Source organism: Paraglaciecola sp. MB-3u-78 (assembly GCF_002835935.1).
Taxonomy (GTDB): Bacteria; Pseudomonadota; Gammaproteobacteria; order Enterobacterales; family Alteromonadaceae; genus Paraglaciecola.
In genome coordinates, this window is the sequence record NZ_PJCF01000006.1 from 751,395 (window position 1) to 773,444 (window position 22,050).

The 22,050-nt window shown below is 40.0% G+C and carries 18 protein-coding genes; 8 read left to right on the plus strand and 10 right to left on the minus strand.

Annotated features, from left to right (window positions below; all coding sequences use genetic code 11):
* The first annotated feature begins 179 nt into the window (after positions 1-179).
* Complete coding sequence (locus CXF95_RS17795) at positions 180-446, plus strand: hypothetical protein (protein ID WP_157828173.1); 267 nt, start codon at positions 180-182, stop codon at positions 444-446.
* 509 nt (positions 447-955) lie between these two features.
* Here CXF95_RS17795 and CXF95_RS17800 read toward each other — a convergent pair.
* The 6 genes from CXF95_RS17800 to CXF95_RS17820 all read right to left on the minus strand — a co-directional run bounded on the left by CXF95_RS17800 (position 956) and on the right by CXF95_RS17820 (position 6,630).
* A complete protein-coding gene (locus tag CXF95_RS17800) occupies positions 956-1,426 on the minus strand; it encodes a nucleotidyltransferase substrate binding protein (protein ID WP_101199918.1) in 471 nt (156 codons plus the stop codon).
* A gap of 55 nt (positions 1,427-1,481) precedes the next feature.
* A complete protein-coding gene (locus CXF95_RS17805; protein WP_101199919.1) occupies positions 1,482-2,663 on the minus strand; it encodes an NAD(P)/FAD-dependent oxidoreductase in 1,182 nt (393 codons plus the stop codon).
* A gap of 152 nt (positions 2,664-2,815) precedes the next feature.
* Positions 2,816-3,073 (minus strand): hypothetical protein, encoded by a 258-nt coding sequence (locus CXF95_RS29640; protein WP_157828174.1) that lies wholly within the window; start codon positions 3,071-3,073, stop codon positions 2,816-2,818.
* 18 nt (positions 3,074-3,091) lie between these two features.
* Positions 3,092-4,213, minus strand: coding sequence for an acyl-CoA dehydrogenase family protein (locus CXF95_RS17810; RefSeq protein WP_101199920.1), 1,122 nt, complete (start codon positions 4,211-4,213; stop codon positions 3,092-3,094).
* Between the two features lie 20 nt (positions 4,214-4,233).
* Positions 4,234-5,433: an acyl-CoA dehydrogenase family protein gene (locus CXF95_RS17815; protein WP_101199921.1), complete on the minus strand. Its 1,200-nt coding sequence runs from the start codon at positions 5,431-5,433 to the stop codon at positions 4,234-4,236.
* Positions 5,434-5,478: 45 nt separating this feature from the next.
* Positions 5,479-6,630, minus strand: coding sequence for an acyl-CoA dehydrogenase family protein (locus tag CXF95_RS17820; protein WP_101199922.1), 1,152 nt, complete (start codon positions 6,628-6,630; stop codon positions 5,479-5,481).
* 542 nt (positions 6,631-7,172) lie between these two features.
* Between CXF95_RS17820 and CXF95_RS17825 the strand changes: the two genes are divergently transcribed.
* Positions 7,173-9,773, plus strand: a complete 2,601-nt coding sequence (locus tag CXF95_RS17825) for a TonB-dependent siderophore receptor (RefSeq protein WP_232787905.1) — start codon at positions 7,173-7,175, stop codon at positions 9,771-9,773.
* Between the two features lie 14 nt (positions 9,774-9,787).
* Here the strand turns inward: CXF95_RS17825 and CXF95_RS17830 are convergent.
* Positions 9,788-10,956 (minus strand): IS3 family transposase gene (locus CXF95_RS17830; protein WP_101198285.1). Its coding sequence is split into 2 segments (ribosomal slippage): positions 9,788-10,710 and positions 10,710-10,956, totalling 1,170 coding nucleotides; the frame shifts between segments, so codons are not numbered across the junction.
* A 69-nt stretch (positions 10,957-11,025) separates the two neighbouring features.
* Here CXF95_RS17830 and CXF95_RS17835 point away from each other — a divergent pair.
* The gene (locus tag CXF95_RS17835) at positions 11,026-11,253 is read left to right on the plus strand and encodes a TonB-dependent receptor (protein WP_101199923.1); all 228 of its coding nucleotides are present in this window, start codon (positions 11,026-11,028) and stop codon (positions 11,251-11,253) included.
* Positions 11,254-12,132: 879 nt separating this feature from the next.
* Here CXF95_RS17835 and CXF95_RS29645 read toward each other — a convergent pair.
* Together CXF95_RS29645 and CXF95_RS17845 are read right to left on the minus strand one after the other, a co-directional pair.
* Complete coding sequence (locus tag CXF95_RS29645) at positions 12,133-12,291, minus strand: HipA N-terminal domain-containing protein (protein WP_157828175.1); 159 nt, start codon at positions 12,289-12,291, stop codon at positions 12,133-12,135.
* A gap of 791 nt (positions 12,292-13,082) precedes the next feature.
* Positions 13,083-13,511, minus strand: a complete 429-nt coding sequence (locus tag CXF95_RS17845) for an OST-HTH/LOTUS domain-containing protein (RefSeq protein ID WP_369809320.1) — start codon at positions 13,509-13,511, stop codon at positions 13,083-13,085.
* 295 nt (positions 13,512-13,806) lie between these two features.
* On the opposite strand from CXF95_RS17845, the gene CXF95_RS17850 reads away from it, so the two are divergent.
* The 3 genes from CXF95_RS17850 (at position 13,807) to CXF95_RS17860 (ending at position 18,002) form a co-directional block, all read left to right on the plus strand.
* On the plus strand, positions 13,807-16,206 hold the full coding sequence (locus CXF95_RS17850; RefSeq protein ID WP_101200112.1) for a PAS domain S-box protein: 2,400 nt from the start codon (positions 13,807-13,809) through the stop codon (positions 16,204-16,206).
* Positions 16,196-16,798 carry a response regulator transcription factor gene (locus CXF95_RS17855; protein ID WP_101199925.1) on the plus strand — a complete coding sequence of 201 codons (603 nt, stop codon included), beginning with the start codon at positions 16,196-16,198 and terminating at the stop codon, positions 16,796-16,798. The genes CXF95_RS17850 and CXF95_RS17855 overlap by 11 nt, the downstream gene beginning before the upstream one ends.
* A 466-nt stretch (positions 16,799-17,264) precedes the next feature.
* On the plus strand, positions 17,265-18,002 hold the full coding sequence (locus tag CXF95_RS17860) for a ZIP family metal transporter (protein WP_101199926.1): 738 nt from the start codon (positions 17,265-17,267) through the stop codon (positions 18,000-18,002).
* A gap of 258 nt (positions 18,003-18,260) precedes the next feature.
* Here CXF95_RS17860 and CXF95_RS17865 read toward each other — a convergent pair whose 3' ends face one another.
* Positions 18,261-19,139 carry an ADP-polyphosphate phosphotransferase gene (locus CXF95_RS17865; RefSeq protein ID WP_232787906.1) on the minus strand — a complete coding sequence of 293 codons (879 nt, stop codon included), beginning with the start codon at positions 19,137-19,139 and terminating at the stop codon, positions 18,261-18,263.
* A 397-nt stretch (positions 19,140-19,536) separates the two neighbouring features.
* On the opposite strand from CXF95_RS17865, the gene hflK reads away from it, so the two are divergent.
* Both hflK and hflC read left to right on the plus strand, forming a co-directional pair.
* The gene (gene hflK / locus CXF95_RS17870; RefSeq protein WP_101199927.1) at positions 19,537-20,625 is read left to right on the plus strand and encodes an FtsH protease activity modulator HflK; all 1,089 of its coding nucleotides are present in this window, start codon (positions 19,537-19,539) and stop codon (positions 20,623-20,625) included.
* A complete protein-coding gene (gene hflC / locus CXF95_RS17875) occupies positions 20,622-21,605 on the plus strand; it encodes a protease modulator HflC (RefSeq protein ID WP_101199928.1) in 984 nt (327 codons plus the stop codon). Before hflK ends, hflC begins: the two co-directional genes overlap by 4 nt.
* The last annotated feature ends 445 nt before the right edge of the window (positions 21,606-22,050 follow it).

The window sequence follows — 22,050 nt, forward strand, 5'->3', positions numbered from 1 at the left end:
CTTTATTACTTTGGGTGTCTAGTTTAGGTCCTTTGACTATATTGAAAATCTAAAAAAATTTTGAAGAGAGCTTTGCAGGTTATCTTAAGCGTTATGTTGCAAAAAAAAAAAAAAAGGAAATGAAATATTGAGTGCTAAAGAAGTTTTTACGCGCGTTGTATTAATGGCTCGCTCTAGGATTGTTTATTGATGCGATAGGTCTTGAAATGTTTGTAATGCTTCTTCAAGCACAAGTCATCACAATTGTGAGCTACTACTTTCACGTATGGTTTAAACCAGTATTCAAACCTTTTTATAGGTTTATAGATCAGCATGATCCTTATTTTTTCGTCCCAAGTAAGGCAGCAGTAAAAGAATATCCAGCATTGTTGTGTCATGCAATGCCTTTCTTAGTTGTAATAGTTGTCGGTACGTCTTTAGCTAAATACCCTGTAGAGATAACATAAGTAATAATATCCGAGTCAGAATAATATCCGAGTCAGAGTTAAATTAAAATCGTAACATATTGATTTTAATTGATAAGATATAATTTCTTACATTTATATCTGCGGGACAGGTTCGTTGAAAAATGAATGTTAGACCTGCAAGGTCAAAGTAGATGCTTTTATTTGGTGGCTTCGCCACTGCTTTTGATTTCATTCCTATGTACTGCGGCCTATAAAAAGGTAAAAAATGCGGTTACTTTTCAGGGAAAGAAAATTAAATTTTGTTTCGCCGAGAGCGAATGAAGGTGATCTGGCTTTTTTACCTTTTTATAGGATCTTTTGAATTTAACAAGCAACCCATGATAAGTGAAATTTAAATTAAACATAATAAAATCAATGCATTATAAAATTTACTGTTTGTATTCATGTCGGGTAACAGTCAAAAACAACTCAGATATTAGTACATAAGCAAACGCCAATACAGCCTACTAAAATCAAAAATTCCCAATAAATTTTCTGTTTAGTCGAGATTAATGTCGCTGGTAGATGACTTGGCTTACTCGCTCAATATGCTCAAGTAAGCTTATATTCTCAGCTTGTTTGTTTAAGGCCTTTTTCAACTGGATAAACTGAGGATAATAATGCTGGCATACATCATTGAATACTGCTTCTGCGATCTCAAGATTGTAGGCTTGGGTACTTAGTTGTCGACTTTTTATCATTTGCATCCAGATATCGCCGTTTTCGATCAAGCCGCGTCCAAAGGCTGTATGAAAAGCATCACGACTACCTTGAAGCGTATCTTCCCCTTGATATTGATAAAAATCCTTAATCACATTCCATGCTAATTCATAAGTAAATTCAAAGGCTTGGATTAACCCTTGTTTTTCTAAGTCAGATAAGGGACAAGTAGCAGCCAGTTCGACTGCAAAGGTTAATCTGGATAATGCCAAACCGTAATTTTGCAATCGTTGTAACCAGCGAATATCTTGCTCAGCCATTACAATATTCTTATATATAAGTGTGTCTACAGTGTATGTTGGATAAGATAACGAATCAAACCACTTGCCCAGCGACCCAACCACTGCTCCAAGCCCACTGAAAGTTATACCCTCCTAACCAACCCGTTACATCGACAACCTCACCAATAAAATATAATCCCTCAACATCCTTCGCCATCATAGTTTTAGATGAGAGTTGATCGGTGTCTACGCCGCCTAATGTGACTTCTGCTGTGCGATAACCTTCGGTGCCATTGGGTTTAAGTCGCCATTGGTGAAAGGCCTGGACAGCTTGTTCTAGTTGTTTGCCTTGGTATTGTTTAAGCGGTTTATTTTCAATACCTAAATAGGGTAACGCGGCTTGTACATAACGTTTCGGGTAATGATTAGCCAGTGCTGTACTGAGTTGTACATCTGGCTGGTTTTGTAGCGTTTGTTGTAAATCAGCTAATAGGTCACCATTAGGGAATAAGTCGAATTCAACTGCTTGGCCCGGCTCCCAGAATGAAGATATTTGTAATACTGCTGGGCCACTTAAACCGCGATGTGTAAATAGAATACTTTCGTTAAAGCTAGTGTTGTTGCAACTGGCGTTCGCATCTAAGGAAATACCACTTAACTCCGCTAACACTTTTTTATCTTGTTCGTGCAAAGTGAAGGGCACCAATCCTGCCCGTGTAGGTTTAACATGTAAGCCAAACTGTTCTGCCACTTTGTATCCAAAAGGGCTGGCTCCGAGTTTTGGCATAGACAAGCCGCCTGTGGCTATGACGAGGGATTCACATTGATACTCACCTTTTGCTGTATCCAGTAAATATCCTGAGTCTGTTTTTTTGATTGACAGTATTTCGCACTGATTGGTCACAGTGACACCTGACTTATCGCACTCGGATAACAACATCTTTAAGATATCTTTGGCGCTGTCGTCACAGAATAATTGGCCTAGGGTTTTTTCGTGGTAAGCAATGCCGTATTCGGCCACTAAACCAATAAAGTCCCACTGGGTATAACGGCTTAATGCTGACTTACAGAAATGTGGATTGTCGCATAGAAAATTTTCATGACTGGCGTACATGTTAGTGAAGTTACAGCGACCTCCACCAGACATCAGGATCTTACCCCCTAAACGTTTTGCGTGGTCGAGTACCACCACATTACGGCCACGTTTTCCTGCTTGGGCTGCGCAAAACAAGCCAGCGGCGCCGGCGCCTAATACAATGACATCTACTTTTTTCAATTTATCGCCCGTTAGCTACCACACCCTATTTTGAGCGCTGAATTATAGGGCATAAACGCATGCTTAATAAGTGCCAGAGTCTAATGCCCTTAAAATATTGTCGTGTTTTACTCAAAATATATGAGATTTAGACAAAATTAGGCAGCATAAACTTAAACAGTGAAAGGCGTTGAGGGAGTATTCTTTAGTTTGTATATCCACCAGGCCACATTCACCGCATTCACCGCATTCACCGCATTCACCGCATTCACCTCAGTGGCATTCGATACAGAGAGTAGGAATAACATGCGGCTGAATTGTTTAGCTTGTCTTGAGCGTGATTGAATTTGTCCATAACGAATGAATATTCCTATTGCTGTTAAAGCGTTTAGGCCATAGGGCTGCAGGACAGTTTCATCCGTTAAAGACAATTTTTGAAGTATTATTTGTTACAAGGATGCAAACCGTGTTGTATGCATATCAGTACTGCCAAACAAAAATTGAATAGTGGTCAAACGTTTGAATATATGACCCACATCAAGTTCATCAGTCATACCTATACCACCGTGAATTTGTATGGCTTCGCGACCTACTAAACTCGCCGCTTTACCAATACGACTTTTCGCTGCTGATAATGCTTTGCCATCACGTCCATTATTACTATCCATTTTTAATGCTGCCATTAACAGGATAGATTTAGCTTGTTGATGTTCTATAAACATATTCACCATTCGGTGTTGAAGTGCTTGAAAAGAACCAATAGTACGACCAAATTGTTTACGTGTTTTAGCATATTCTAAGGTACGCTCATGGGCAATTTGCATCGCACCCACGGCTTCGGCGCAGACTGCTAACGTGGCTTTGTCGATAATATTGTCAATGGCAGGTAAGGCCTTATCTTGCTCGCCTAACAATCCAAGGGTTGGGGTGTTATCAAACCATATGTCTGCAGCTTGGTGACCATCTACATTCGCATAACCTTCACGTTTAACGCTTGGGTGATGAGCATCAACCAGAAATAAGCTGATGCCATTGTTGTCATTGGTTTCACCAGAAGTGCGCGCCGCAACGATTAATGTCTCTGCATGATTGCCATTTAATACTACTGATTTTTCACCTGTAATAAAAAATTCATCATTGGTTTTAACCGCACTACATTTTACGTTGTTTAAACGATAACGACTTTGTGGCTCTGCATAGGCAAACGCCATTTGTAATTCACCTGCCATGATTTTGGGTAAGTAATCGTCTTTTTGTGCTTGATTGCCTGCTAAGGCAATTAACCCACCGGCCATAACGGCAGTGGCAATAAAAGGTTCCACTACCATGCCTTTGCCAAACTCTTCCATAACCAGTGCCAAGTCGACCATAGACCCTCCTAAGCCGCCGTCTTCTTCGGTAAAGGGCAGCATTAACCAGCCCAGCTCAGCAAATACACTCCAATTTTCTTGACTATAACCTGCTGTTGATCCAAGTATTTTGCGACGGGTATCAAAATCGTAATCGTTGAGGATAAACCTCGATACACTATCTTGAATCATTTGTTGTTCGCTGCTTAACGAAAAGTCCATAATAAACTCCTAATGCTAATCTAAAGGCCTAAAACGGCTTTGCTGATGATGTTAGTTTGAATTTCGTTACTGCCACCATAAATGGATGTTTTTCGATTATTAAAGTAGCGTAATGAACTGTTAGTCGCCATATCAGGGCCAATGTGTTGTCCGTCATAGTCATCATGGAATTGCTCAGGAACAAATGGCATGGAGTAATAACCGGCAGCTTCGACATATAACTCATCGATTGCTTGGATAATTTGGGTGCCGACAATTTTTAAGATTGAAGATTCTGGCCCTGGCGCTTGACCTGTACTTAAAGCAGAGAGGGTGCGTAATTCGGTATATTCTAGTGCTAATAAATCAATTTCTACATTCGCTATTTTTTGCGCAAAAATAGCGTCGTCAATTAATTTGTTATCTCCGTCTGGGGATGTCTCAACCAATTCTTTTAATTGTACTAGACGATCTTTAGATATTGCCACGCGTGCGATACCAGTTCGCTCATGGGTTAACAATACTTTGGCATAGGTCCAGCCTTTGCCTTCTGCTCCGATAAGATTCTCTGCTGGTACCCGCACACCATCAAAATGTACTTCATTCACCTCATGTCGCCCATCGATGGTAATAATCGGTGATACAGATATTTTAGGGTTGTGCATGTTAATTAATAAGAAACTGATCGCCTCTTGGTTTTTAGCGCTGGGCTCACCTGTTCGCACTAGGCAGAATATCCAGTCGGCATATTGTCCTAACGTGGTCCATGTTTTTGTGCCGTTAACCACATATTCATCGCCATCCTTCACCGCAGTTGTTCTAACGGCTGCAAGGTCAGAACCTGCTCCTGTTTCTGAATATCCCTGACACCACCATACGTTACTGGCCAATATATCCGGTAAAAAACGTTGTTTTTGCTCTTGTGTACCAAAAGTATAAATAATAGGGGCCACCATTTTTAAGCCAAATGGGATCACATCGGGGCCACCCGCTTTGGCACATTCATTGGCAAAAATATATTTTTGGGTGGGTGTCCAACCGGTTCCTCCATGTTCGATTGGCCAATTGGTTGCAGCCCAGCCTTGTTTATGGAGAATTTTTTGCCACTGAATATATTCATCTTTGGATAGATGTAAGGCTTTTTTGGTTTTTGTAGCGATGTCTTTTGGCAATTTTTGTTGTAAAAACTGCTGCACTTCTTGTTGAAAGTTTTTTTCTTCAGCGGTGAAATTTAAATTCATTGTGCAAACCCTTTGTTTATACTTACTTTATTAAATGTACTTAATCTATTGAATGTCTTTAATCATATTTCTGGCGATTATCATTTGTTGAATTTGGGTTGTACCTTCGTACAATCTAAATAATCTGACGTCACGATAAAGTCTTTCTACTGCGTAGTCTGAAATGTAGCCAGCACCACCGTGTATTTGTACGGCTTTGTCAGCAACTCGGCCTACCATTTCTGTGGCAAATAATTTACAGCAAGATGCCTCTGTGGTTATTTTATTGCCTAAGTCTTTTTGTCTTGCCGCATCAATAACCATACATTTTGCTGCGTAAGCTTCGGCTTTACTATCGGCTAACATGACTTGGATCATTTGGTGTTCTGCAATGGGTTTACCAAATTGGGTTCTGTCTATTGCGTACCTTAATGCATCGTTAATGAGGCGTTCGGCAATACCTACACTCAAGGCTGAAATATGTAGGCGACCTCTATCTAATACTTTCATTGACGTGATAAAGCCTTTACCTGGAACACCCCCAATAATACTGTGGGCAGGAACATGACAATTCTCAAAAATCACATCACAGGTATGCGAGCCCTGTTGACCCATTTTTTTATCTTTAGGTCCAAGTGAAATGCCAGGAGTAGAAGCGTCGACTATAAAAGCAGATATACCCTTGGCTCCTTTGATGGATGGGTCTGTTCTAGCCATCACTGTAAAGGTGCCTGCTCTTGGCGCATTAGTAATATAACGTTTAGTGCCATTGATAATGTATTCGTCGCCTTTCTTTACTGCGGTCGTTTTTACTGCAGCGGCGTCAGAGCCAACATCTGGCTCGGTTAAACAAAAAGAGCCGATAAGCTCACCTGAAGCATATTTAGGTAAGTAGGTTTGTTTTTGTGTTTCTGTACCGTCAAATACAATAGCGGCAGATCCGATACCATTGTTAGTGCCAATCAGTGAACGAAAAGCAGGGGATGTTCTGCCTAACTCCATGGCCACCAGTACTTCTTCTTCCATGGTCAGACCTAGGCCTCCATATTCTTCTGGGATTGTCATACCAAACAAGCCCATATCTTTCATTTCTTGAACGATATCATCTGGAATGGCATCGTTTTCAGCCACTTCATTTTCGGCAGGGACTAAACGCTCTCTAACGAATTTTGAAATACTGTCTAGAAATTGATTCAACATTTCTGTGTCTCGAATCATTTTAATCCTCATTCAATATGGATTCTATTCCGCACAGTGGAACAGAAAACTCGCAAGGTATCAAGGCGTAATTTTAATTAATCCCACTAGACTCGCCGCTTGGCTGATCTGGCTCGGTCTCATTGTTTTACCTTGGATTATGTTAACTAACCTAAGTCCTGAAAATTCAATGGAACTAATGCATCAAAAATAGCTTGAATATTCCGCTAGGCAGAACTAGTATCCTTCCAATTGTTGTAATGATGTGTTTATTTGTTAACTGTGTTTGAAATTTGTAATTTATATGTAAATGCAGGTTTTTTGCGGAATATGAAGTCAAGATAATAAATCACAATGGGTTGTGGCTTATATGGATGAGTAACCTGTGGATTAGGTCATTTCATGCTTTTTTTTGACCAAATATCTGGCTCTAGATACAACCAAAACGTTGCAGCAGATTTAGCACAGCCACCTAATCATTAGTTGTGCGAATGGGTTTTCAAACATCCGTTAATCGAAAGTATTTTAAACATAATAAAAAAATGCCAAAAAAGAGGAAACACATGAGACATACAGATTTAAAACGAAATTCCATCAACATTGCGATTAGCGCGGTGCTTGGATTAATGGGCAGCAGTGCAGTCTATGCTCAAGAAAGTCAGGATGCTGGAGAAAAACAAATTGAGAAAATTCGGGTAATTGGTTCTCATTTAAAAGGCACTGCAATGGAAACCTCAGCGCCAGTACAAACTATTGGCAGAGTAGACCTAGAAAAGATTGGTTCCCCCTCTATTGTTGAAATGACACAGAAATTATCAATCAGCTCTGGTATCCAAGGTAATTCAAATCAGTATGGCTCTAATGGCACTGAAGGGACGTCTAATATCAACTTAAGAGGGCTAGGAGCGGGTCGTACCTTAGTGTTAATTAATGGTAAAAGACACACATTCAATCCTTACCCTATAGTCGACCAACAGATGCTTTACGTTAACACCCAAGATATTCCTTCTATGGCGGTGAAACGGATCGACATGTTAAAAGAAGGCGCTGCGGCCATATATGGTTCTGACGCAGTGGCTGGTGTGGTTAACTTTGCAACACGAGGCGACTTTGAAGGTTTAGAAGTTAAAGCGGATTATAAAAGTTTACAAGATAGTGATGGCGATTACGGTTTAGGTTTTATTTGGGGTCTAGGGAATGATGATACTCACTGGGTAACCTCTGTTAGCTATGACAAAACGAATACCATACTCACAAAAGATAAAGATTGGGCGGTATTAGATTATGCCACTAACCCTCAGGGTGGTTGGTCATCAATCGGTAATCCCCCGTCAATATTTAACGCGGCTTGGCTGAGCGATAGCTCACAGCCGAAATACTATATGGATCCTGGATGTGAATTATTAGGCGGTACGGTAGCGGGTTTATGTAAATTCCAATATACGCCATTCTCAGCATTAAATGATGGTGATACTCATCTAAAAGCATTTAGTGAATTAAGCCACGAATTTGAAAATGACGTATATCTACATGTTGAAGTGTTGTATTCAGAGACTGAGGTACCCACTACTTATGGGTCACCTTCTTATCCTCCACAAAAACTAGTCGATTTTTCAGATCGTTATGTACCGACTTATCATCCCGCATGGCAAGATTTATTAGTGAGCAATCCTGAATTTGCTAGTGCTCCCCATCCAACCTTAGATCGTGTCGCATATATTGGTCGAACTGTGGGTGTGGAAGGTCCCTCTAGTGAAGGTGGCTTAAAGTATAAAACGTATCGCATTGCAGCAGACTTAGAAGGGTCATTTGATAATGGCTATAACTGGGAATCAGGCTTTGCTTATTCAAACTCAAAACTCGATTATGCAAGTAACCCCGATACACAAATAGTGACATTGAAGAATGCCTTATTAGGTTTTGGTGGTGATAATTGTGATAGGGATGCAGGTTTACCGGGTGAAAATGGCTGTTTGTTCTTTAACCCGTTTTCTAATGGTATTGAAACCTCTGCTACTAACGGTGTGACAAACCCAAACTTCAAACCTGAACTTGCTAACAGTCAAGAGGTATTAGATTACGTTTCGGGAGTACGAACCTCACAAAAAGCAACGGAGCTATTTGTGCTTGATGGTTTAGTATCAGGTGACTTAGGTTTTGAATTAGACGGGGGTCTTGCCGCGTTTGCAGTAGGTGCACAGTATCGCCATGAAACGTTCACCAATGAAGTGAATGATCTTGGAAATTTAGCCATAAACCCATGTCCAGTAATGGGCGCAACAGACTGTGCCAACCCTACCGGTGTGTTTCACTTTCGTAGTGGTGAGCTGAACCAAGATTCTTCTCAAGGGATCTATGCCGTATTTGGAGAAGTGGCCTTACCCGTATCAGATGATCTAAATATGCAAGTGGCATTACGTTATGAAAATTATGGCGGTGATGTAGGCTCTACCGTAGACCCAAAAATATCAGCGCAATATACCCTTAATGATAACTTTTCATTACGAGGCTCTGCGAGTACCACATTTAGAGGACCCACACTCAATCAACTAGAAGGCAGTAATACCACCCTTTCTTATGTGGGGGCGCCTGCCGCGTTTAAAGCAGTGGATACGCAAGGCAATGGTGCCTTGGCGCCTGAATCTGCCGTAGCACTCAATTTTGGCATTATCGGTGAATTTTTTGATGACCGTTTATTTACCACCATAGATTTTTGGTCATTTGATTTAAGTGATCCCATTATTGTAGAAAACTATAATGCGGTATTAGCAGCTGCAGTGGCAGGTAATGCAGATTATATTGCTCAGGTGCAATGGACAACACCTGGTGACGCAAAAACAGTCGAACGTATTGAAACTAACATCATCAACGGATCGGATGTAAAAACCAGTGGTGTTGACGTGCAATTACGCTTAAATGTGACTGACTACTGGACCCTAAACGTCAATGGAACTTACACATCTGAATACGAAGTCACAGGGGATGCTTTGTCTGATACTTTTGATGCGGCGGGTTACCTGAATACGACTAACTCTAATCGTCCCATACCAAAGTTAAAAGCCACTATGGTCAATAGCTTCGATTTCGGCAATCACAATGTTAGCTTAGCCACTTATTACGTCAGTGATTATAAAGATGAGAGAGAAGTGACGTGGTCAACCTAATACGACCACCTTAGTTAAGCTACTTTTTGTAATTCATTGTTTTCTCTTTCAAAGTCATTAGGACTTTGGTAATCCAAGTACGAATGAAGTCTATGGCTGTTGTACCACATGGTCATGTAATTCAATATATCTTGTTGGGCGCTAAATCGTGTTGAGTAATTGCGCCAATGCACCCGCTCTTGTTTTAGGCTTCCAAAGAAACTTTCTGCTACAGCATTGTCCCAGCAACATCCTTTTTTACTCATGCTCCCTACAAAACCATATGTCTTTATAAGGCGTCGATAAGCTTTGCTGGCGTACTGTACGCCTTGATCTGAATGCACAATCAATCCTGCTTTCGGTTGTCGTTGCCATATCGCCATGGTTAATGCGTCACAGACTAAACTGGCCTTCATTCTTGAACTCATACTCCAACCCACGACTTTGCGTGAATATAAATCAATCACCACAGCTAAATACAACCAGCCTTCTGATGTCCAAACGTAGGTGATATCTTGCACATAAGCTTGGTCAGGCTTTTGTGCTACAAAGTCTTGCTTAAGTACATTGTCATAAATAGGCTTTTTATGGTCACTGTTGGTGGTGGCTTTATATTTCTTTTTATACCGCACCCACACGCCTGCTTCTTTCATCAATTGGGCTGTTTTCCTGCGACTCACAGGAAAGCTCAGCGCATTCAATACTTTTTGAATGCGTCGTTCGCCATAGGTATTATCGCTGAACTTGGCGATATCCTTTACCCATTCCAGCATCTCTTGATGCGTTAGATCATCAGGTTTATTCGTTTGACGCTTCTGATAACTGTAATAATTGTTACTTTGTACACCGAGCAGCCTGCACATTAAGCGCACAGGCCAGGTCTTCTTATATCGGGTAATAAACGAATACTTCACTTCGTTTCTTTGGCAAAGAAGACCGTCGCTTTTTTTAATATTTCACGCTCCATTTCGAGACGCTTGACTTGCCCCTTCAAGCTGCGGATTTCGGCTTGTTCGGGTGTCAGGGTGCCGTTACCTCGAAAAGCATGACCATCATCGTCTTCGGCCTCTTTGAGCCAACGACCGAGTATCTGAGGACTGAGGCCTAAATTCCTAGCGGCCTCGACTCGACTGTATTTTTGCTCTACCACCAATGCGATGGCATCCAATTTAAATTCTTTTGAGTATTTCTTACGTGCTGTCATTATCTATCTCCAGTTAAGCTTATTATGTCTTAACTGAGGTAGTCGGATCTAGTTAACCACGTCAAAGCGTTGTTTACGGCTAACAGTAAAGGGAAAGTCATTGATAGCCAGATACAGTTAGATTTAAGCTATAACTATCGCTTTAATGAAGGTCTAACCAATGTCAATTTCACAATCAGTAATTTAACGGATGAAGAGCCACCCTTTGCCCGTTTAGATTTAAACTATGACCCTTTTACACATAATCCTTTAGGCCGTACCTTTAAGTTAGGTGTGGTGCATAAATTTGCTGAATAAAGTCTAAGATAAAATCCGATGACTTTAATCATCGGATTTTTTTGTTTTTTTAGTCAGTATTTCTCTATTTATATACCACTGAGCTGTGTAATCGAATTAATATTTGAAACTGAGTATGCAATTTCAGTCATCAGGGGTTAATTTAACTAAGCACATTTTAACGTCAAAATTTTCAAACTTCCTCCCATCAAAAATGGCAGCTATCGACCTAAAGCGGTCGTAAGAGAATTCGAACTATCAGACTATATTGAGCTAAAAACAATCATACGATTAATCAAATGTGACTGACGGCAATTAGCACTCACCGGACATACGTCTAGGCGTTGAAATATAACAAGGTCACACCGCGTTAGCGGACTATCACTCGACGCCTTTTCAAGTGCTGTGACCCCTTGATTTTGAGTTTGTATAAATTGAGCGACGCACTATCAGGTTTCTTTACATAATTTAACTCTGGAATATTCCCTTGAAATTGATAATTCATCGCCTATTTAACGCTGTAACCTGCGAAGCCAGCCACACTTATCATCAAAAACTATCGGGGTCAGAACAAAGTTAAATTATTCCTGATGCTTTTGGCTACATAATTGGTAATAGCTTGAGCCACTAATGTCTGCAATGTCGGAAAACTTGCCATTAGGATACCAACCGACAGCATGAACAAGTCTAACGAAATGCTAATTACCTGAACGGCCGTTTCAAGCCCTTAGTTATTCAAGTCTGATTAATCGTATGATTTTTTTTCACTCAATGTAGCCTGATAGTTCTGAATTCGCATAGGTCGGTTATGTCCAAAGCTGCCCTTTTTGATACGTATCAGTTTCAAACATTCAGAAATTGTATGCTTACAATTTCACAGGCTTAGAGTAGTGTTAAGTTTCAAACATTAATATGCTCGGACATTAACTGCAGTGACAAAGGGCGGGCTTTGGTGTCAGTTAACCACGATGATGCATAATGTAATTGATGTGCACCGGCGGCGCGCATGATGAGTTTGCCAATATGCGTTTGACTTAAATAAAGTTGCAGTGCTGTCACTTACCACCCCTCATCCTGAGGTGTCTGCCGGTGACTGACTTTTTGATTAGTAGTACTTACTTGTAGTGTCACTCCTAAAGCTTGCAGAACTTTGAATAAGGTCTTCAATTGACATCGGTCAGGATGGTTTTCGAAATTGTATACAGTACTTTGTTTGACGCCAACTATTTTGGGTCCTGATCAACTTAAGGTGATCAGCTAGTTGCTTCGGGCTAAATATCCTCTAATGGGCAATAAATATGTGTTGTTTCACCAAACGTATAGACGGCGCTTTAATACTTTAGGAGTATAAAGAAAAAGGCTGGCATAAGTTTTGGCGAAATATAACCATACAAAAATCGACAAATTTGAAGACTTCCGTATTAAGTTAGATGTCATACAGAGTTGATATTGACATAAATATGATTTAAACATTGGAAAGAACAGTAAGATTTTTGGCTACAATTCACCAGAAAATCTACGGTTATTTGTGACGTGACCGTGGCCAAAGTGGTTAAATGTCGCCAAATGACCTTTGCTGATAATGTTATAATATGTATATAAAACAATTATTTACGATTAACCCCTATTAACCACAATTGAAGTCTGTGCAAAAGTTCGTTCTCCGAAGCCGAGGGTCGCGCGTTCGACCAAAACGTCGGGAACGTTTTGGGACAGCTTCAGCTGTTCGCGAAGCGACAAAGTGCAGGACGCCCTTTGCAATCGCGCCGGGTGCACCATTTTTAAAAGACTTTAGTCCGTAGTGGTTACTAACTAAATTTAATTTGTGACCAAGGTAAAAATTATCCATTTTATTTAGACTGCTTTTTATCTCTTACCCATATTGCCAAATCATTAGTCTTTTTCATTTCAAATAGGTCGATTGCAGTAAACAGATCGCTAAGCTTGATGAATTCATAATTCCGTTGGTCAAAAGAGGTATGATTCGAGATATGTGTACCTATTGGGCCTAATCGAGCCCAGCCATTGTCGTCTTCAACGGCCTCAACAGTTTGTCGTAACAGATTCATCAAACGGGTATCGCTCTTGATATTTTTCTTTGGAGGCTCTGGCTTGACCACATCTTTGGGTTCATCATCTAAAAATAGAAATCGGGAATAGCTGTTTACAAACACAAAATGCGTTTTTTGCTGTCCAAAACCAATGACAAACTTTCCGTCTGCAAGTGCACGTGTCACTAATGGCGTAAAATTACAATCCGACGATACAAGGCGGGTCAACCGTAAATCGCATGTTTTCAAATGTTATCGGAGACGTGAATTAAGGTAAGCGTCTTATAAACATCACTTTGAGTTTTGTCATGTCCGTGACAGAAGGTGATTGATGTTGCCCCGGTTGCAGGGTGAGAATTTCACTCTGCAGATAGTTGAGGCAGTCGCAATGCACCAAGACATTAGCCTTGGCTGTTTATACCGAAAGAAAAACTATGTAGAATCGCCCTCTTTTGATCCTTCAATATAAAGATATTTGCATCTGTTGGCACAACAAGAGGTAATGGATAAATGGAATATAATATTGGAAAATGACAAAAGGCGTATCTCTTTTTCACCGCAGGTCGCTATCTTGTGGTATTCAGTTATAGCAGGTGTGTTTTCAGCATGCTTCATTGCATTTGTTGTGTTGTATATTGAGACACAAGAGCGAGCACATATTGATCGGGTAACACAAAGTACTGCAGATGGAATTAAAACATTACTTGAAGAAGATATTTACAGGCGGATGGAATCGCTGACCGAATTTGCTAAATTGTCTGAAATTTCTAATATTATGTCAGATAACGAATGGGTTCTGCTCAGCAAGGCTTTGTATTATTCTAAGCAGGGATACCATTCAATTGTTTGGGTGGATAGTTCATTTCACGTGCTCAGAATAATGCCGATTGAAGGGAGTGAAACAGCGATAGATTTTGATTTGGCCTCACAGCCCATAGCGCTATTAGCCAAATTAAAATATCAACATCGAAACAGTGAAGTGATAACGGTTCCACTGAATTCAATTAATGGGAACCGAGGATTAGGGATTTACGTTCCAGTCCTGAATAAAACACTAACCAGTAAAGAAGTAGAAGGTTTTATCGTCAATGTGCTTCTTTTTGATCCCTATATTAAATCTGTATTACCTACCTATTTACTAGCAGAGTATAAGCTCACTTTATTTATTGACGATCAAAAAGTCTATTCAGACCAAACTAAACACTCACCGATTTCAGGCACATGGAACAGGCAAGCCGCTTTTGAAATACTAGGTCAGAGATGGCAGGTTAATCTAGTGCCCAACAATGAATTTCGCCCCTTTATACTCTTCAGAATGTTCAGTCTTTTAATTGTGCTTGGCATTTTATTGAGCGTTTTTATTACCCTAGCAGTCTATACATTAATGTCTGCACGCAATAAAACAAAACTAATTAAAGATGACCGCAAAAAAACAGAGCAACTACTCAAGAATCTGCCAGGCATGGCCTATCAAGCTTTTAATAGAACTAACTGGCCCATGATATTCGTGAGTGAGGGATGTATGCTTTTGACGGGGCACTCAAAAAAGCAATTCGAGAAACACAACATATTATGGGGCAAACTCATTCACCCCAGTGACTATGAACGGGTATGCCAAACCATTAACCAAGCTCTAAAAACAAAGCACCTTTTTGAACTTGAATATCGCATTATAACCAAAAACAATGATGTCCGCTTAGTATGGGAAAGGGGAGAGCCAGTAAGTTCTATTGTAAATGACGAGTTCATAATTGAAGGTTTTATTACGGATATCACCTCTATTAAGCAGGCTGAAGTTGATCTGCTTCAAAGTTACGCATTTTCTCAAGCAATAGTTAACTCCGTGGTCGACGCCGTTATTACTATTAATAATAAGGGGCTGATCCTAAGTTTTAATGATGCGGCACAAAAGATGTTTGGCTATACCTTTAGTGAAGTAAAAGATAAAAACGTAAAAACTCTAATGCCACAACCCTATAACGATCATCACGACCAGTATTTAGCCCAATATAAAAGAACCAACAAAACCCATATTATTGGAACCGGTCGAGAACTTGTGGCCAAGCACAAAGATGGCACAACGTTCCCCATTCACCTATCTGTCAGTGAAATTCCCAACCATGAGGAAAAAATGTATGTTGAGCTGATACGAGATATTACCCAACAACGAGTATTAGAAGACGAAGCCAGTTCGCATATCGAACAAATGGCTCACGCAGACAGACTAAATGCGCTGGGTGAAATGGCCGCGGGTATTGCACATGAAATCAATCAGCCCTTAACTGCTATTTCACTATTTTCTCAAACCGCTAAAAACTTCTGCGAAATAGGTAAATTTGAAAGACTCCCAGAGTTATTTGATAAGATGAGTCAACAATCTCTTCGTGCAGGCTCTGTGCTTGAACGTGTGCAGATGATGACAAGACAGGGAGACCGGTCTAAAGAAGTACTTGATAGCACTATATTGATTGATGAAGTGAAAAAACTAGCAGAGTCAGAGGCTAGGTTGCGCGATATCAACATACAGCTTCTTCCTTGTCATCAGCAAACGAATGTATTTGTTGATCGCGTACAAATACAACAAGTTATCCTCAATTTACTGCGTAATGGCATGGAGGCAATGCAGTCGATAGCTTGCAAAAATGGCGCATTAATAAAACTTCAAATAGAAATCAATGCTGATAATTATATTAAAATATTAGTAGTAGATACGGGCTGTGGAATTCCTAAAACGATGATTGATACTTTGTTTACACCATTCTCGACCACTAAAAAGAATGGCACAGGTATTGGACTTTCAATTTCTAAAAGCATAGTAGAAGAGCATGGTGGCCACATTCACTTTTCTGAAAATAAACCGGTAGGAACTATTTTTTACTTTACCTTGCCAATACATGAAGAAGGGATCCCCAATGACAAATAAACAGACGGTTTTTATAATTGATGATGATAAAGGTATCCGTGATGGATTGGAAATGCTGCTTGAATCAATTGGCCTAGAGTCGCGGAGTTTCGCTTCAGGTAGCGCATTTTTAGACGTGTATGACGCCAAAATGACAGGGTGTTTAATTTTAGACATACGCATGCCCAAAATGAGTGGTTTAGAAGTTCAACGCAAACTTAAACAGCTTAGTTGCTTAATACCTATCATCTTTATCACTGGCCATGGGGATATACCCATGGCCGTTGAGGCTATGAGGCTAGGGGCAATCGACTTCATTCGTAAACCATTTAATGAACAGGATTTGATTGACCGCATCAATGAAGCGCTTGAAATTGATGAAAAAGTAATCAGCGAACACAATAGTAAAAGTAAAGTCGATTCGTTGTCAGCTCGTGAACACGAAGTGTTTGAACGAGTAGCGGATGGTTCTATGAACAAAGTAATTGCAGCGGATCTTAGTATCAGCGAGCGCACTGTTGAGGTACATCGTTCTCATGTTATGGAGAAGCTAGAAGTTAGAACACTTGCAGAATTAGTCAGAATTAAGATTATTTATGAGCAACTAGATTAGTTTTTTGCATTATGGCAATCGCATAAAACTTCTATTCAAAAATCGAGCTATAGCATATCGGATTTTCAGAATTATCAATATTCAGTGAATGGTGATTTTGGAATGAACATGCTGCTTCTCTTTACAAAACTCCTCGCCTTAAGTCAAAAAAAGAGCCCATCTAAGGTTGGGAGTGAAATAAACTCCAAGAAGTTAGAATTTTTTATTTTGAGAAATTCTATAAATTCAATTAACTCTATAAATTCAGCCACCTTCATATTGACTAGAAACGGAAGTCACACATATTAGGGGTTTCCTCATATTAATGCTCTCTGGCTAGTGGGTATCCACAATAGAAGAAATCTGACAAAAATGAGAATCTAACAGCAGAATCTAATGGCAATTAGATTTACGTTCGGTTGACTTAATAAATCTTAATCATCACTTTTTATACCACCTCGCAACAACTGAAAGTAGGAGTAGCTTGATGTTGACACTGAACTGGATAATTGTCAGTGGTGTATCGATGAGTTCAATAGCACTGGTAGGCAGTTTAACTCTACTGTTGAGACAGTCGACCCTTGAAAAAGTGCTAAAACCTTTAGTAGCGTTTGCTGCAGGTTCGCTTCTTGGTGGAGCGTTTTTTCATTTGATCCCAGGCGCCCTTAAAGCCAATCTCAGCATTACGACTATTGGCATATTAATCGGTTGTGGATTTACAGCTATTTTAGTCCTTGAGCAATTTTTGCATTGGCACCATAACCATCAACTGCCAATTAAGCGCAAGGAGCCTTTGACGTACCTGATTCTAATCGGTGATGGGCTTCACAATTTTTTGGGCGGTATGGTAATAGCCGGTGCGTTTATAATAGATATTCGTTTAGGCATCGTCTGTTGGCTTACAGCAGCCGCACATGAGGTACCACAAGAGTTGGGAGATTTTGCTGTGTTAATACATGGTGGCTGGTCAAAGGGCTCAGCACTGATTTTTAATTTTCTATCTGGTTTGACTTTTTTATTTGGGGGGTTAATTGCCTATATATTATCGTTTCAACTCGATGTTTCTTGGCTTATTCCCTTTGCCGCGGGCAATTTTATTTATATTGGTGTGTCAGATTTAATCCCGCAAATAAGCAAAGATACAGATATCAATCTAAAAAATAGGGCGGTGACTGTAGCAGCATTTATATCAGGTATTTACTTGTTGGTATTGGTAATGCCCTAATTATGATCATGTTTGAACCTGATAAAATAAGATTTTACAGTGATCACGTCAGAGCCTAGAAAAGTAGTATCATTTAATGTTTATCCGTTACAGAAATTCCGCTACTACATGTATTCCACATCACGCTAAGAAGAATCACCAATAAACATACTGAGTAGAATACCGGAAAACAGTGAGGTCTTGCATATTGCATCAGCGCACTGCCAAGGAATGGGCTCGCTGTGGCATCAATGCTATAGGTCAACAATAGCAGACTGCTTACTTCAGAAGTTTTTGCTTGAATAGCTGTAATTCAAGCTTACGCTGTTCATCACTAATCGGATAATTCATATTCAAGGCCTTCAATGTTTTATGCATGATTTTGGCAACAATTAAGCGTGCATTTTTTTTATCATCGGCCGGCACAACATACCAAGGGTTATTGCTGGTACTTGTTGCTCGTAAACACTCTTGGTAAGCCTTTTGATATTCTGGCCAAAACTTTCTTTCTTGAATATCCGCATCAGTAAACTTCCAGTTTTTGTCTGGATTATCAATGCGTGCAATAAAACGTGATTGCTGTTCATCCTGCGAAAGGTGTAAAAATATCTTTATAATGCGAGTACCGCCGTTATACAAGTGTCTTTCTAAATTATTGATTGAACGAAAACGCTCTTCCCATAAGTCGTTTTTATCCAGATTGTCCACTGGAATTTTCTGAGCTTCGAGTATTTCAGGGTGTACTCGCACTATCAATACTTCTTCATAGTACGACCGATTGAATACGCCAATACGCCCTCGTTCAGGCAATGCTTGGTTGGTTCGCCATAAAAAATCATGTTCTAATTCAACCGCGCTAGGGTGTTTAAAGCTGGTGACTTGACATCCCTGAGGGTTAATCCCAGACATAACATGACGAATAACACCATCTTTACCGGCCGCATCCATTGCTTGGAATATCAATAGAAGGGAATACCTGTTAGACCCATACAATAACTGTTGTAGCTTACTTAATTTCTTAACCTGCTTTTTAAGCTTTTTTTTATAATGTTTCTTTGAATGATAAAGGGGAGCGATGTTGGTAGGGCATTCGTTAAGTGCATATTTTTCGGTGTTTTTCGCATTTTTCACCTTAAAACCATTTGTTTTTATGCTCACGTTTATCTCCATAAAAAAGTATTGATACACAGCCTCTTTGTGCACTCAAACTCTAATAGTGAGTGCATGATATTTTTGGATTAAGCTAAGAAATGTTATTCCATCTGTAGTGTTAACTTTTCCAAAGCATTCACCACGATACTCCGTTACACAACAAAAGTTTTTGATTATTCAGAATCCGAAAGCTGAATCAATTTAATTGTTTATACCCGCTAGTTAAGAATAAACCCTAAGTGTTATCCCTTACATACCTATTCAATTAATTACTCTAGGCTTTATATGACAGTCTTTTACATTAACGTAATTGGCGAGAAATAAGAGGTCATGATGAAAATCCCAAATGATGATAAGAATACACTCATAAAACGATTTCTAGTTTCTAAAAAAAGAGAACTTCATGTCCCCACAAAATGAAAGTAAAAGTGGCCCACCCGATTTAGATAAAGTAGCGAAAGAAATGTTACATAAATATAAGTTGTTGTCGGGTGGTAAGTTTAAAGCTGGTGTAGCAGTTTTAATCTTGGTGCTGTTGAGTATAACTGCCTACACCTCTTTATACACAGTGCCTAGTGACTCTGTTGCTGTGGTCTTAAGATTGGGTAAGTTTCAAGAAGTTTTGCGACCAGGCTTACACTTAAAAGTGCCATTAGGAGTTGATCGCGTCAATATAGTGCCGACCAAACGCCAGTTAAAACAGGAGTTTGGCTTTTCTACCCCTGGGGCTACCGATCCTGATCAGAACATTAATCCTAATAATAATATTCGTTCAACTAGGTCAAGTATTTCACCAGCAAATGATCAAGTGGCGGAAACCCAAATGGTGACAGGTGATTTAAACACTGCGTTGGTTGAATGGGTGATTCAATATCGCATTGCCGATCCTAAAAATTATTTGTTTGAGGTCCGAGATCCTGCTGGCACTTTGCGCTATGTGTCTGAATCAGTTATGCGCGAAGTGGTGGGTGATAGAACGGTAGATGAAGTTATTACTATCGGCCGACAAGAGATTGAAGTTGAAGCCTTGAGCAAGATGCAAGCATTAGCAAGTCAATATGTGATGGGAATAAGTATTGATCAGGTACAGCTTAAAAATATTAACCCTCCTGTCCCAGTGCAGGCTTCATTCAATGAAGTCAATCAAGCTCAGCAAGAAAAAGAGAAGCTGATCAACGAAGCTCGCCGCGAATATAACCGCATTATTCCGCTGGCCGAGGGGGAACGTGACCAACGTATAAGGGAAGCCGACGGTTATCGGCTTAAGCGAATTAATGAGGCCGAGGGTGACGCTTTACGCTTTAATGCGCTGTTTGCTGAGTACCAGCAGGCACCAGAGGTAACCCGCAGGCGAATATATCTAGAGACAATGCAAGAAGTGATGCCAACGATTAAAGACAAAATCATTATTGATAACGAAGTGCTCGGTGTATTGCCCTTGCTCAACTTAACGCCTTCAAGCATTCAAAAAATAAAAGGACAACAGCCATGAAACCTTATTTGTTAGTCGGCAGTAGTATTTTAGCCGTGGTTGCAGCAGTGACATTGTACAACGCTTTGTATACCGTTAACGAAGTAGAGCAGGCGATTATTACCCAGTTTGGAAAGCCGGTGGGAGAGCCCATTACTGACGCTGGTATTCAACTTAAACTGCCATTTGTTCAGAAAGTTAATTCGATTGATAAGCGAGTCTTGGAATGGGAAGGTACACCGTCTGATATGCCGACCAAAGACAAACTTTATATCTCTGTCAGTCTTTATGCACGTTGGCAGGTGACCGACCCTCTGCAATACTTCTTGCGTTTGGGCAATGAGCGCAGCGCACAATCTAGACTGGATGATATTTTTGGTAGTGAAACCCGTAACGCGGTTGCCACACACGAGCTAATTGAAATTATTCGAACGACTAAAGGTCGCCAGCCTTTACGTGACGCATCACTCACCCAAGCTGAAAAAGAGCAGAATATTGGAAGTTTGGTGCCTATTACCAAGGGCCGCTTAGTCGTAGAGCAAGATATATTCAATGCAGCTGCAGAAAAAGTGCGAGTGTTCGGTATTGAGCTCATGGATATTCGCTTTAAACGTATTAATTATAACGAAAGCGTACGGCCTAAAATTTACGAGCGCATGATAAGCGAACGTCGTCAAATAGCGGAACGCTTTTTGTCAGAAGGTAAAGGTGAAGCTGCACGCATACGAGGCAATCGAGAGCGAGACCTAGATAAGATTCAATCGGAAGCCTATCGTGAGGTAGTGGAAATTCGAGGTAAAGCCGACGCAAAGGCCACCGCTATCTACGCTTCCGCTTATAATCAAAATGAACAAGCCGTCGAATTTTATGCGTTTACTCGTTCTTTGCAGGCTTTTGAGCCGACCCTTGGTCAAAATACGACATTGGTGCTGTCGACTGACAGCGAACTATTTCAGTATTTGCAACACACCCAAACTGGTAAGTTAAGCCCTAAAAACTAGTCTGCATCCAGTTGGTTGGGTGAGTTTTTGACGTCCAAATAAAAGTGACTTTAACTGATTGCAGAAACGTCTCTGAAAACACCATCAGAGACGCGTTTTACATGTTTAGCTTATACAGAAAGTTGAATGTAGCAGACGCGTTAATATTGCTTAAATTAAAAAACTTAATAACTGATAATTAACGGAGTGAAACTAATGAGAACTAACAAGACTGATCAAAATGAAGCGAATGTTGCTAACTTTGCGGCCTTGAACACCTCCATAGTGAATGAGGAAGAACAATTGGTAAAAAAATTATTAGTAAAATAATTATTGGCAAACCAAACAATGCAAGAGCTTGAAAAAAACTATCTCATTGATATAGCTAAACATAAAAATAATAGCACTATCATAAAGCTACTTGAAGATATTCCGTTAAAACAATAGGTTAATAGAACACGGTTAC

Bases quoted from the DNA above. Each gene is read 5' to 3' on its own strand.
- CXF95_RS17800 (WP_101199918.1), bottom strand. From the start codon at position 1,426: ATGGCTGAGCAAGATATTCGCTGGTTACAACGATTGCAAAATTACGGT.
- CXF95_RS17810 (WP_101199920.1), bottom strand. From the start codon at position 4,213: ATGGACTTTTCGTTAAGCAGCGAACAACAAATGATTCAAGATAGTGTA.
- CXF95_RS17815 (WP_101199921.1), bottom strand. From the start codon at position 5,433: ATGAATTTAAATTTCACCGCTGAAGAAAAAAACTTTCAACAAGAAGTG.
- CXF95_RS17820 (WP_101199922.1), bottom strand. From the start codon at position 6,630: ATGATTCGAGACACAGAAATGTTGAATCAATTTCTAGACAGTATTTCA.
- CXF95_RS17825 (WP_232787905.1), top strand. From the start codon at position 7,173: ATGAGACATACAGATTTAAAACGAAATTCCATCAACATTGCGATTAGC.
- CXF95_RS17855 (WP_101199925.1), top strand. From the start codon at position 16,196: ATGACAAATAAACAGACGGTTTTTATAATTGATGATGATAAAGGTATC.
- CXF95_RS17860 (WP_101199926.1), top strand. From the start codon at position 17,265: ATGTTGACACTGAACTGGATAATTGTCAGTGGTGTATCGATGAGTTCA.
- hflK (WP_101199927.1), top strand. From the start codon at position 19,537: ATGTCCCCACAAAATGAAAGTAAAAGTGGCCCACCCGATTTAGATAAA.
- hflC (WP_101199928.1), top strand. From the start codon at position 20,622: ATGAAACCTTATTTGTTAGTCGGCAGTAGTATTTTAGCCGTGGTTGCA.